This window comes from Chryseobacterium sp. CBSDS_008, from assembly GCF_049959325.1.
Lineage (GTDB): Bacteria > Bacteroidota > Bacteroidia > Flavobacteriales > Weeksellaceae > Chryseobacterium.
The window spans coordinates 4,129,389-4,141,977 of record NZ_CP188202.1; the positions used below are offsets into that span (position 1 = coordinate 4,129,389).

The 12,589-nt window shown below is 35.2% G+C and carries 10 protein-coding genes; 4 read left to right on the forward strand and 6 right to left on the reverse strand.

The genetic code is table 11. The features are described 5' to 3' along the window. The first annotated feature begins 96 nt into the window (after positions 1 to 96). The 4 genes from dapA (at position 97) to ACP3T3_RS18805 (ending at position 2,998) form a co-directional block, all read left to right on the forward strand. Complete coding sequence (dapA, locus tag ACP3T3_RS18790; RefSeq protein ID WP_426477270.1) at positions 97 to 969, forward strand: 4-hydroxy-tetrahydrodipicolinate synthase; 873 nt, start codon at positions 97 to 99, stop codon at positions 967 to 969. A gap of 210 nt (positions 970 to 1,179) precedes the next feature. After that, on the forward strand, positions 1,180 to 1,683 hold the full coding sequence (locus tag ACP3T3_RS18795) for a GNAT family N-acetyltransferase (protein WP_426477271.1): 504 nt from the start codon (positions 1,180 to 1,182) through the stop codon (positions 1,681 to 1,683). Positions 1,684 to 1,977: 294 nt separating this feature from the next. Continuing rightward, complete coding sequence (locus ACP3T3_RS18800) at positions 1,978 to 2,559, forward strand: helix-turn-helix domain-containing protein (protein ID WP_426477272.1); 582 nt, start codon at positions 1,978 to 1,980, stop codon at positions 2,557 to 2,559. Continuing rightward, positions 2,552 to 2,998: a response regulator gene (locus ACP3T3_RS18805; protein WP_426477273.1), complete on the forward strand. Its 447-nt coding sequence runs from the start codon at positions 2,552 to 2,554 to the stop codon at positions 2,996 to 2,998. Before ACP3T3_RS18800 ends, ACP3T3_RS18805 begins: the two co-directional genes overlap by 8 nt. Before the next feature lie 613 nt (positions 2,999 to 3,611). On the opposite strand, the gene recG is transcribed toward ACP3T3_RS18805, so the two are convergent. The 6 genes from recG to ACP3T3_RS18835 all read right to left on the reverse strand — a co-directional run bounded on the left by recG (position 3,612) and on the right by ACP3T3_RS18835 (position 12,518). After that, entirely contained in the window at positions 3,612 to 5,699 is a 2,088-nt protein-coding gene (recG, locus tag ACP3T3_RS18810; protein ID WP_426477274.1) for an ATP-dependent DNA helicase RecG, read from the reverse strand. 156 nt (positions 5,700 to 5,855) lie between these two features. Further along, a complete protein-coding gene (locus tag ACP3T3_RS18815) occupies positions 5,856 to 6,389 on the reverse strand; it encodes a thioredoxin family protein (RefSeq protein WP_426477275.1) in 534 nt (177 codons plus the stop codon). 41 nt (positions 6,390 to 6,430) lie between these two features. Continuing rightward, positions 6,431 to 7,906: a peptide MFS transporter gene (locus tag ACP3T3_RS18820; RefSeq protein ID WP_426477276.1), complete on the reverse strand. Its 1,476-nt coding sequence runs from the start codon at positions 7,904 to 7,906 to the stop codon at positions 6,431 to 6,433. An 83-nt stretch (positions 7,907 to 7,989) separates the two neighbouring features. Then, positions 7,990 to 8,919 carry a PDDEXK nuclease domain-containing protein gene (locus ACP3T3_RS18825; protein WP_426477277.1) on the reverse strand — a complete coding sequence of 310 codons (930 nt, stop codon included), beginning with the start codon at positions 8,917 to 8,919 and terminating at the stop codon, positions 7,990 to 7,992. A gap of 57 nt (positions 8,920 to 8,976) precedes the next feature. Then, positions 8,977 to 10,731, reverse strand: coding sequence for a peptide MFS transporter (locus tag ACP3T3_RS18830; protein WP_426477278.1), 1,755 nt, complete (start codon positions 10,729 to 10,731; stop codon positions 8,977 to 8,979). Between the two features lie 131 nt (positions 10,732 to 10,862). Next, positions 10,863 to 12,518 carry a peptide MFS transporter gene (locus tag ACP3T3_RS18835; RefSeq protein WP_426477279.1) on the reverse strand — a complete coding sequence of 552 codons (1,656 nt, stop codon included), beginning with the start codon at positions 12,516 to 12,518 and terminating at the stop codon, positions 10,863 to 10,865. Between the last annotated feature and the right edge of the window lie 71 nt (positions 12,519 to 12,589).

Below are 12,589 nucleotides of genomic sequence, written 5' to 3' on the forward strand. Positions count from 1 at the left end.
GTATATGCAAATATAACTATATGTATAATAAAACATTATTATTTATTACAAATTCTTACCGTAAATTATTAAATTTGGCAAAAATAATTCTAACAGATGAGCATTTTAAAAGGAGTAGGTGTTGCATTGGTAACACCCTTTAATGAAGATTTATCCGTTGACTTCGACAGTTTAACAAAACTGGTTGAATACAATATCGACAACGGAACCAATTATTTGGTAGTAATGGGAACTACGGCAGAAGCCGCAACGCTTTCTGCAGAGGAGAAGAAACAGGTAATTGAGCATATCATTAAGGTGAATAATAAACGTCTTCCTTTGGTTTTAGGAATTGGCGGCAACCATACTCTTGATGTCAAGAAGCAGATCGAAGAAGCAGATCTTTCTGCATTTGAAGCTGTACTTTCAGTGTCTCCTTATTACAATAAACCTAATCAGGAAGGGCTTTATCAGCATTATAAAGCTTTAGCTTCCACAGGGAAAAATATTATTATTTATAATGTACCTTCAAGAACCGGGCAGAATGTAGAAGCTGATACAACAATCCGTCTTGCAAAAGAATTCCCTAATTTATTTATGATTAAGGAAGCGGCACCCAATATTTTACAGTATTTTGATATTCTGAGAAAGAAACCTGAAGGATTTTCTTTGGTTTCCGGAGATGATGAATATACACTGCCTGTAACATTAGCAGGTGGAGATGGAGTGATTTCCGTAATCGGACAGGCATATCCTAAAGAATTCTCTACAATGGTACAGCTGGCTTTCGAGGGCAAGGTAAAAGAAGCGTATGACATTCACAACAAGCTGGTAGATATTACCCGCCTGATTTTTGCTGAAGGAAACCCTTGCGGTATTAAAGTAATTCTGACTGAAAAAGGAATCATCAAAAATTTCTTAAGACTTCCTTTAGTAAAGGCTTCTGAAGGTCTTCATGCAAAAATTAAGGCCGAAATGGCTAACATTTAATGCTGACAGGTAAAAGTTATCTGAAATACATCTGAATTTCCCGGTAATATTTTTAATATCATCATAAACTTATAAGGTGGAAGGTTCAATACTTTTCACCTTTTTATTTATCCTGTTAACAAGTGAAAGTATTTTGCCGGCATAAAAATGTTAGATCAGCCAGATTTTTTGTAAACTTTGCATTTTAAAATTAAAAATAAACCCAGAATAATGAAATTAATAGAAGCGAAAACAGAAGATATTCCTTTGATCCAGAATTTGGCAAGGAGGTCGTGGGAGACTGCATACGCAGGAATTATTTCGGATGAACAGATAGATTATATGTTGGGCGAAATGTATTCTGCAAATGAAATTTCAAAACACCTTGAAAATCCGGATTATCATTATTACCTGATTTTTGATGAGGGTAATGATTCTTATGAAGGCTTTATGGGTTATGAACACGGATATGAAGACGGGACTACAAAGCTTCACAGGATTTATCTCCTTCCGGAAAGTAAAGGAAAAGGCTTTGGAAAAGGAGCGCTTGATTTTCTGAAGAAAAAGCTCTGTGAAAGTAGTGACCATAGAATTATACTCAATGTAAATAAAGAAAATAATGCAAGAAAATTTTATGAATCTCAGGGGTTTAAAATTTATAATGAGTTGGTTTTAGATATCGGAAACGGATTTGTGATGGATGATTACGTTATGGAATTTCTAATTCACAGATAATTGACTTAAAATTTTGTAACTTTATCCTGTAATTCTATAACAGGTGATTTCTTTTTTTGATTCATCTTTGTTTCAGAACCAAATCACTTATAACAATACATTCATATGCTTGGTTTTAAGCTACTCAGCTTTTTATCAGTATATTTTTTTCATCCTTAGTGTTTAAATTCCTGTATTCTAAAATACAGGAGTTTTTTCGTCTATATAGTAAAATGTTAAAAATATACATCTATTTCACATTTAATTGAAATAAATTATTATATTTACTAAATAATTAGGCTTATATATACTAGGATGAAAATGTATGTTAAATTTGATTTCAATGCCCTTTGCAAAAAGGTATTGGACGAGAAACTTAAAGAACACGGACTGAAGTACAGGTTACTGAACTTTGGTGAAGTGGAATTCTATGAGCCCCTGACCCAGGAACAGCACATTCTTTTTAAGAAAAACCTTGAAGATTATGGTATTGAGATCATAGAAAGCCAGAAAACCGCTCTGGTACAGAAAATAAAAGATGCCATTGTAGAGCTTGTCTTCTCTGATGAGATTATACCGGTAAAAGCATCTATTTATATTTCTGAGAAGCTGAATCACAGCTACGGATATCTTTCCAATCTGTTTTCAGAAGTGGCTTATACGTCTATTGAGAATTTTATAATTCTGCAAAAAATAGAGCATGCAAAAGCCCTGATCATAAGAAATAAGCAAAGCCTTACAGAAATTGCCCATAAACTGAACTATTCCAGTGTGGCACACCTGAGCACCCAGTTTAAAAATACAACAGGAATCACCCCATCTCAGTTTCAAAAGATAATTGGAAAACGAAGAAGGCTACAAAGCACGGTAATAAACCCTAAAATGCAGTATGAATAAAGAATTTCTAAATGTAATAGTAGCTGATAACGATGAAAACACCTTGATTTTTTTTAAAAATATTTTGAAAGAGCTGAAGATCTCTATAAAAGTTCAATGCTTTACAAACGGGAAAAATCTGATGGAATATCTGAATAACGCTGATGCAGTAGTTCCGGAAATTGTTTTCATCAATTATATGATCCCAGGAAAATCAAGCATGGAATGCCTCGAAGAAATTGGAGCTGATTCGAAATTCAATAACATGGTAACAGCTGTTTTTAGTGAACCGCTTTCTGAAAGTGAAATAGAAGAAATTTTTGTAAAAGGAGCCAATATTTATATGAAAAAACCTGAGTGTTTTGAGAAGCTGAAAAAGGTACTTACTGATGTGATTACTATTAACTGGCAGTATCATACTTCGGGACTAAATAAAGATCATTTCATCTTGAAAGTTTGATGAATAAAAGATTTATTAATTTAATGTTAAGTAATTTAAAATCGTATTTAATGCATACTATTCACAAATAAGTGAAAATTTTATAACTAATAATTAAAATAATATAAAAGGGATTTGAATTAATATACAGACATTTGTAAAAGTAAATTCAGACACAAATTTCATTATATAGTTGAAAATACATATGAATGAGAAGTAATTGTTTCTAAAACAAAAATTATATAAATCACGATGTTAGTAACAAAATGAATTATAATAATTTTCCAATTTTAAAGCACAGAAGATCTTTAAACAAAACGGTACAATCATGAAAACTCAATAAGTAGTTGGAGGTATTTTTATTCGTTTCATTCCCTCATCTCCACCGAAACACAGTTAGTTTTTATAATAAGCAAGTTGGAAAAAATAATTCATTTTGTTTTTTTATAATTTATTTTAATAGTTATGACTTTTGCTTTTATATCATATATTGTTATATAAATATTTTCACACCACATCACAAAATATTAAGTCTAAACTATTAAAATAAATTTTTTTTGGACAGACCAAAAGTAATTTCTTCTAAATAACAGTTTTATAAGGGGGCCGCAGGAAATTTTTTCTTGCGGTTTTTTTATGATATTTTACTCCACTTATTTTTTCCTTTGTAATATCTGATATAATAATTTTTGATTATCAGATTGTCTGGCCTGGACAGCATAGGATCAGCTTCCAGAATTTTTTCCACTGTATTTTTTGTTGTTTTAATGATCGCCGAATCATTAATAAGATCCAATCTTTTAAAATCTACCACACCACTTTGCTGCGTACCCAGAATATCTCCCGGGCCCCGAAGCTGCATATCTACTTCAGAAATTTTAAAGCCATCGTTGGTCTCAGCCATTGTCTTTATACGGGTTCTGCTTTCTTTGGATAATTTATCGGAAGTCATCAGGATACAGTAGCTCTGTTCAGCACCTCTTCCCACACGCCCTCTCAGCTGATGCAGCTGGGAAAGCCCGAACCTCTCTGAACTTTCAATCACCATTACAGAGGCATTGGGTACATTTACTCCTACCTCAATTACGGTTGTTGCAACCATAATTTCAGCTTTTCCGGAGGCAAAATAAGCCATAGCAGCATCTTTTTCATCCGGCTTCATTTTTCCATGAAGCATGGTTACATTGTACTCTGAAAAATAATCCATGACATGTTCCAGCCCTTCCATCAGGTTTTTATAATCCAATGTTTCAGATTCTTCAATGAGCGGATAGACGAAATAGACCTGTCTGCCTTTTTTAATTTCATCTTTACAGAAATTGTACACATACAATCTGTCTTTTTCCCGTCGGTGAGCTGTAATAATAGGCTTTCTTCCCACAGGCATCTCATCAATCACAGAAACATCCAGATCAGAATAAAAGCTCATTGCCAGCGTTCTCGGGATAGGAGTAGCAGTCATCACCAGAATATGTGGCGGGATTTTATTTTTTGCCCAAAGCTTAGCCCGCTGGGCAACTCCAAATCTATGCTGCTCATCAATGATTGCTAATCCCAGATTTTTAAATTTAACCTTATCTTCCAAGACGGCATGGGTTCCAACTAAAATTGAAAGCGTTCCGTTTTCCAGTTCTTCATGTATAATTCTTCTTTCGGCGGCTTTGGTTGAACCTGTAAGAAGACGGATGCTGATTCCTGTTTCTTCCAGCAGTTCTTTGATCCCGTTATAGTGCTGCTGGGCAAGAATTTCCGTAGGCGCCATCAAACAACTCTGAAATCCGTTGTCCATCGCAATAAGCATGGTAAGAAGTGCTACCATTGTTTTTCCTGATCCTACATCACCCTGCAGAAGCCTGTTCATCTGAACCGGCCTTTTCATATCCATTCTGATCTCTTTTAAAACTCTTTTCTGCGCATTGGTAAGATCAAAAGGAAGGTGATTTTCATAAAAATTATTGAAATGATCGCCGATAATAGAGAAAGGATTCCCATGAGACTGTGTTTTGTGATGAAGTTTTTTTAAACCATAACCTAACTGAAAGAAGAATGATTCTTCAAACTTCAGCCTGTAATCAGCCTTATCAAAATGCTCTTTATCCTTCGGGAAGTGAACATTCAGAAAGGTGTGCTGTCTCGACATGAATTTGAAGGTTTTCATCAGGTAATCCGGGAAGTTTTCCTCAATAAGATTCGGGATCTCTTTGCAGATATTCCTTAAAGCATTCTGGAAAAACCTTTGATTTAATCCTCTTTTGGTCAGTTTTTCAGAACTCGGATAAATAGGCTTCAGACGGGTATCTCCTTCTTTATTTTCTTCAGCTTCTATTTCCGGATGCGGCATAGAAAACTGGCGGTTGAAAACATTAATCTTTCCAAAGATATAAACCTCCTTATTAACAGGCAGCTGCTCTTTCAGCCATTTTGAATACTGAAACCAAACCAAATCCATACTGCCCGTATCATCATTGAATTTTGCAGACAATCTCTTGGTTTTACCGGTCTGTATTTCCTGTACCTGAGTAATTTTTCCTTTCAGCTGTATTTCCTGGCTGCTTTCTTCCTGAAGCTGGGATATTTTATAAACTTTGCTTTTATCAAGATGGCGGATAGGGTAGAAGTTCAGCATGTCTTCTACCGTAGATAGGCCCAATACACTTTTAATGAGTTTGGCTCTTTCGGGACCTATTCCTTTTACGTATTCTATGGAAGTTTCTAAAGTCATTTTTTGATTTGAGACCAGCGTTTCAAAACTTGGATTTGTATAAAAAAACAGAGGTTCGAATTTCGGTAAAATAAAAAAGACTTCCAAAAAAAATTGGAAGTCTGTATGGTGAATTTTTAAAACAGAACCCGAAAATCCGGCTCCTGGAACGCTGAATTAATCTTTGATTTTTGATTTGAACTTTTTCTGGTAGTCCTCCCACTGTTCTCTAGTTTTAATCTTTTTAAATAAATCTTTTGAGATCAGTTCCAGATAAGGCTCGAGCTCTTTGGCAGATAATTCCCCCTGAAGAATCGTGATAGGATCTCCACGTTCATCCAGAAATACTGTACTGGGAACGGCACCTACATTCATATATTGTGTAAACTCATGCAGGGAATTTCTTCCTTTTTTGTGTTCAGTTTCAGGATTGGAAAATGTTCTTCCAAAGATTTCAATACTCTTTTTTTCTTCTGCATTAAACTTTACAGGATAGTAATTTTCATTCAGATTCTGAGCTATTACAGAATGTCCGTATGTTTTCTTGTCCATGATTTTACAGGGACCACACCAGTCTGCATAAAAATCGATTAGTATTTTTTTTGGATTTTCCTTTTGGGCTTTTAAAGCTTCCTCAATGGTCATCCATTTTACCTGAGCAAAGCTGAAATGTAATAAAAGTAAGAGAATTATGCTTAAAATTTTCTTCATAATTTGATATTTTATGTAAAAATAAGCATAATTACTTATTTTTATTTTACATCCTGCATTAATTTTTTCACGAGTGAAGATAGCAATATTAATACCACTCCTGCAATTAAAGCATAAATACCCAGTGTTTTATATCCATCAGTATAAGCCAGTAATTTACTCATGTTGGTATTTCCCGTGTTGGATTCAGATAAGCTTGCTCCAATTTTTCCTGCAGCAAACTGTCCGAAGGCACTTGCTAAGAACCACAACCCCATCATCATTCCAAACATTTTTTTAGGAGATAGTTTGGTGATAATAGACATACCGATTGGCCCTAAACATAATTCACCAAAAGTAATAACAAGCCATGTGAAAGTAAATAGGTTAAGTGAAGATTTTCCATCTGCACCAGCAAAATATCTTAAACTATAAAATAAGAAAAATCCTGCTGCAAGGAATAAGAATCCAATTCCAAATTTATTAATGGTATTAGGTTCAAGTTTCTTTTTATTTAAACCAACCCAGGCTAAACCAATAAGTGGACTGAAAATAATAATAAAGAATGAATTGGCACTATTGTTAATTACATTTGGATCCATACCAAATCCCAGCAAATTGTGTACAAGGTTATCTTTTGCAAATAAAGATAGGGAACCACCACTTTGTTCATAAATAGAATTAAACACAAAGTACATGAATATAAATACGAATGCTGCGATCAGTTTCTTTTGATAAGAAGAAGTCTGTTTTAAAGTTTCCATAATGAAATAGCCTACAGCAGCAATACCAATGAGGTACATGAAATAATCTGTAAAGCTTGTGTTTTTAACCATGATGAAAATAAGTGGCATACTTAATAATGCCCCAATATATACCAATACTTCACGTAAAGTTCTCTTGGATTTAGGAATGAATTGCAGTGGAGAATCACCAATAGGACCTAATGTTTTTCTGGTAGCAAAAAAAGTAATCAGACCTAAGATCATTACAATAGCAGCTGCCAGAAAGCACCATGACCAAGAGTGATATTTTCCAAGGTAAACACATAAAGCTCCACCTAGAAGCCCACCAATATTGATTCCGGCATAGAAAAGACCATACCCTGCATCTCTTCTTGGATCATCTTCTTTATAAAGTTCTCCAACCATAGAGGAGATATTGGGTTTAAAAAATCCGGTACCTATAATAGAACAAGTAATCCCGAAATAAAAGAAGTCGTGGGGAGAAAGTGCAATAATTAGATTACCAACAGACATAATAATACCACCAAAAACTAAAGATTTTTTAAAGCCTAAGATTTTATCAGCAAAAATACCGCCTATAAAAGTAAAAGCATAAATAAAAGCCTGTATGGCTCCATATTGTAAATTTGCTTTGTCTTCTAACAGACCTAATTGATCTACCATGAAAATGGTAAGGACGCCTCGCATTCCATAAAAACAAAAACGTTCCCACATTTCTACAGTGAATAAGGTCCAAAGCTGTTTTGGATATTTTCCTTTGAAATCTTGTATTTCATCTAAAGTTAAGCTCATAATGAGTATGATTAAGTTCTAATTAGGGTTTTTATTTTCCTGATCCAGTTCAAAACGGATTCTGTCCTGGTCAATAATTTGTTTTAATTCTTCTTCTTTTGGGAGGTACAGCAGGTATTTGCTGGCAAATAAATTGTTTTATCATTCAAAATGGAATATTTTACAATGGTCTCATCTTTTTCTGAACAGAGTAAAATTCCTATGGTAGGGTTATCTCCTTCACCACGTTTCAGATCATCATACATTCTTACATACATATCAATCTGTCCGATATCCTGATGAGAAAGTTCTCCTGTTTTTAGGTCAATGATGACAAAGCATTTTAAGATATAATTGTAGAAAACAAGATCAATATAGAAGTCTGATGTATCCGTAGAAATATGTTGTTGTCTGGCTACAAAGGCAAAGCCTTTTCCAAACTCCAGTAAAAACTTTTGAATATGATCAATAATGGCTGTTTCAATTTCTTTTTCAGAAAATTGTTCATCAGCTTTTAATCCAAGAAACTCGAAAATATAAGGATCTTTTAAAACACTGTGAATAGTTTCCGGAGAAGATTTTTTATGTTCTAAAACCCTTTCGTAAGCAAGCGAATTGATTTGTCTTTTGAGATCTCTGTAATTCCAGTTATTTTGAACGGATTCATTGATATAGTAATTCATTTTATCAGAGTTGTCCAGCCTTATCAGTAATCTGTAATGAGTCCAGCTCAATTCGTGACGCAATGCGTCACATATTGGAAATACATGATAAAAAGAGCGCATGTTTCTTAAGTTACTTTCATCAAACCCTTTTCCAAATTCCAGGGTAAGCTTCTGAGAAAGTTTTTTCAGTGTATATTTCCCATATTCTGCACGTTCTTTTCCCTGTTGTTCATCTTCAACAATCAATTTTCCAATCTGCCAGTAAGTAAGCAATAAAGTAGAATTCGCTATTCGAAAAACTTTTTCGCGCGACTGTCTAACAATTTCCTTTACGGACTGGAATAAAGAATCTTCGGAAATTTCCATCATACGAAAATAAAAAAAACCTCTGACTTAGCAGAGGTTTATTATATTTTGTTGATACAATTAGTTTACACCGTGCATCATTTTCTTTAAGATAGGTGAGATTAACCCTAAAATGACAGACGCAATACCACAAAGTACTACGAATACCATGAAGAATTCGAATAGGTTATGGATTTCAAATCCTACAAAAGTAGGGTTGTGTAACGGAAGCTGAGCTTTATCAAAAGCAGCTACCTGATCCGCAGTAAGAGTTACTTTTTTGTCCAGCACATCCTGTAGATTAACTCCCAGTTCTTCAGCTTTCTTGAATTTATCACCTGTTGCAGGGATAAGAGCTCCTAGTGAACCTGCCAATGCATAACCGGCAGCGTTAGAAATGAAGAAAACACCATACAGTAATGAAGCAAATCTTTTTGGAGCCAGTTTACCCACCAATGATAAACCAATCGGAGAAAGACAAAGCTCACCACATGTTTGGATGAAATAGAGTAACATCAACCATTTGATCGCTAATAAACCAGAACTTCCAAGGTCTTTTACGTTATGTGCAATAATGAAATAGGAAAGAGCAATCAACGCTAATCCCATAGCTTGTTTGAACGGAGATACCGGTTCTTTTCCTTTAGCTCTTAACTTGTCCCAGCATAAACTGAAAGGAACCGCTAAAAGAACAACGAAGATACCGTTGAAAATCTGAACCATTGAAGGCGGCATATTCCATCCGAAAATGTTTCTGTCAGTCTGGTTATCTGCGATAAAGGTTAACGAAGATCCTGCCTGTTCAAATGCTGCCCAGAAGAAAATGATAAAGAATGATACGATATAGATTACCCAAATTCTCTGTCTTTCAACCTTATTTTCTGCAGAAGACATAATTAAGAAGGCAAGAGCAATACCCGCTGAATAGATAAACGGATAAATGATTCCTTTGATCATTTGCCCCATTTCCACTGAGTTGAACCCAAATTCTCCTACAAGTAAATATCTGAATACGAAGAACAGAGCAACAAATATACCTACAGTGATTCCTAAAGACATCCCTGAGAATTTAGCTGTTTGAGTTTCTCCTTCCTCAAAATCTGCACTTGTATTATTTTTTGGTAAACCTCCGATAGGTCTTCCTTCCGGAGTTACTACATATTTGTTTTTAAGGATAAAGAATGTTACAGTTCCAATTACCATCGCAATTGAAGCAGCCAAGAATCCCCATTTGAAAGCGAAAATATCTCTTACTCCTGTTGCAGCATCTTTTACGTCTCCTACGTACGGACAGATAAACTGGCCTAAGAATGCCCCGATGTTAATCCCCATATAGAAAATGGTGAACGCGGAATCCAGTTTAGACTTTTCCTGCTTTGGATAAAGACTTCCTACCATTGAAGAAATATTCGGCTTGAAGAATCCATTACCAAAGATGATCACGAATAATGCCAGCCACATGATCAGTTTAGCACTGCCAATATCCGCTGAAAAAGTGGAGGCACTGATGAATAACAAGAACTGGCCGATAGCCATTAATGATCCTCCAATGATGATCGCATATCTGTTCCCGATATATTTATCAGCAATAAATCCCCCTAAAAGAGGTGTTAAGTAACATAAAGCTAAAAATCCACCATAGATGATTGCTGCATCAGCTTCTTTTATTAATAAGGAATTTACCATGAAGAGCGTCAAAAGTGCTCTCATTCCATAAAAGTTGAAACGCTCCCACATTTCTGTTCCGAAAAGAACCCATAATCCTTTAGGATGCCTGGAATTCTTATTCTCTACAAATTCATCCGGTTTCGGACTCAATGCTTCAGTATTATCCATTCTATTGTTAATTTTTGTTAAGACTGACAAATATAGTTTATTTTGGGTTTTTGGCAAGATTTTAATTTTATTTTTAAATAAAAAAGCTGCGGAACGACTCCGCAGCTTGCTAATCTTTATAATATCAGGAATTAATGTCCCTTTTCTTTCATAATTTTATTCAGTCTTTTTAGCATAGAAAGACCCAAAATTGTAGCGAATATTAACAAAGCGAAGTTGACAAGGAAATAATTCGTCTTGTTTTCGTAACTGTACCATGTGCTGGCAAGAATTCCTGAAAGCTTATTTCCAACAGAGTTGGCCAGGAAAAACCCTCCCATCATCAATGCTGTAATTCTTGCAGGAGAAAGTTTAGAAACGAAAGAAAGGCCCATTGGAGACAGGCATAGTTCACCAATGGTAATTACTCCATAACTCGCAACCAGCCATAAAGGAGAGACTTTCACAGCGCCGTTATCTCCGGCCATCACCGCTAAAACCATTACCAGACAGGAAAGTCCGGATATGAATAGCCCTAACACAATTTTAGTAGGTGTTAAAGGCTCTTTTCCTTTTCTTCTCAACAATGCCCAGAATCCGACGATAACAGGTGTTAGAGCAATAACCCAGAATGGATTGATAGACTGGAATAATTCTGTATTGTACAGATAAACTTTATTTTCAGGGTTTTTCTCAAGGGCGGCACGTTGTTCAGGAGATATATTTTTAAAATAAACATCTTTTCCCACTTCCTTTTTAGTCTCTCCGTTGTCATCTTTTTGAGAACGGAACTGATTATCATATACAGGCGTTTCTTTGTCCCCGTAGCTTTTTCCATCCACCATATAAATGCCTTCCAGTGGCTTTTCAAGAGAAGCTGGAACACTTCTGTCTGTATAATAATTGGCCCATCTTGTTAAAGCTGTACCATTTTGTTTGAAAACAGCCCAAAAGAACATACTGATCAGAAATACGGAAAGCAATGCTCCGATAGACGCTTTTTCGTCAGGCTTAGCTTTAAAGTAAAGAGAGGCATAAAAGTAAATAACAGGTACACATGCAAAAATAAAGGCATCAGTACTGTCACTTCCAAAAATATTATTGGGAATGAACCAACCTATTGCTCCGGCAGCAATAGCAGGAACGAAAACTTTGATCAGAATTTCTGAAAGCTTGGTATCTCCTTCCTGTACGGGTTTCATCTGTGCAGCGTGGATGTAATGCTTTCTTCCTATGGTAAAAATGATCATCCCGATAAGCATTCCTACACCAGCCGTGATGAAAGCTTCTCCCCATCCGAATTTATTACGCATGAAAGCCGCAATAATGTTACAGATAAATGCTCCGATATTGATTCCCATATAGAAAATATTATACCCGGAGTCTTTATTGGCTTTATAAGGTTCTTCAGAATAAAGGTTTCCCAGTAGAGTTGAAATAGTAGGCTTAAAGAAGCCGTTTCCGATAATAATGAGTGCCAAAGATGCATAAAACAGAGGCAAATCTTTAAAAACACCCATTCCTATATATCCGGCAGCCATTAAAAAGCCTCCAAGATAAATAGATTTGATATATCCTAAAACCCTGTCTGCCAGAAATCCGCCAATAAATGGTGTCAGGTAGGTTAAAGCGATATAAGTTCCGAAAATATCATCAGCAGTTTTATCCGGAAGTCCAAGTCCGCCTTTCATACCCGTAGGCTCAATAACATACAGAACAAAGATTCCAAGAATCAGGTAATACCCGAAACGCTCCCACATTTCTGTAAAAAAGAGAAAGGGCAGCCCTTTAGGATGTTTAGTCTTCATATAATCAATTTTCAAATTTCCCAAAAATAGGTTTTTAATTTTAATTGATAAAATAAATAATAATTACCGTA

Coding starts and splice junctions, on each gene's coding strand:
- dapA (WP_426477270.1), top strand. CDS start 97: ATGAGCATTTTAAAAGGAGTAGGTGTTGCATTGGTAACACCCTTTAAT.
- ACP3T3_RS18795 (WP_426477271.1), top strand. CDS start 1,180: ATGAAATTAATAGAAGCGAAAACAGAAGATATTCCTTTGATCCAGAAT.
- ACP3T3_RS18800 (WP_426477272.1), top strand. CDS start 1,978: ATGAAAATGTATGTTAAATTTGATTTCAATGCCCTTTGCAAAAAGGTA.
- ACP3T3_RS18805 (WP_426477273.1), top strand. CDS start 2,552: ATGAATAAAGAATTTCTAAATGTAATAGTAGCTGATAACGATGAAAAC.
- recG (WP_426477274.1), bottom strand. CDS start 5,699: ATGACTTTAGAAACTTCCATAGAATACGTAAAAGGAATAGGTCCCGAA.
- ACP3T3_RS18815 (WP_426477275.1), bottom strand. CDS start 6,389: ATGAAGAAAATTTTAAGCATAATTCTCTTACTTTTATTACATTTCAGC.
- ACP3T3_RS18820 (WP_426477276.1), bottom strand. CDS start 7,906: ATGAGCTTAACTTTAGATGAAATACAAGATTTCAAAGGAAAATATCCA.
- ACP3T3_RS18825 (WP_426477277.1), bottom strand. CDS start 8,919: ATGATGGAAATTTCCGAAGATTCTTTATTCCAGTCCGTAAAGGAAATT.
- ACP3T3_RS18830 (WP_426477278.1), bottom strand. CDS start 10,731: ATGGATAATACTGAAGCATTGAGTCCGAAACCGGATGAATTTGTAGAG.
- ACP3T3_RS18835 (WP_426477279.1), bottom strand. CDS start 12,518: ATGAAGACTAAACATCCTAAAGGGCTGCCCTTTCTCTTTTTTACAGAA.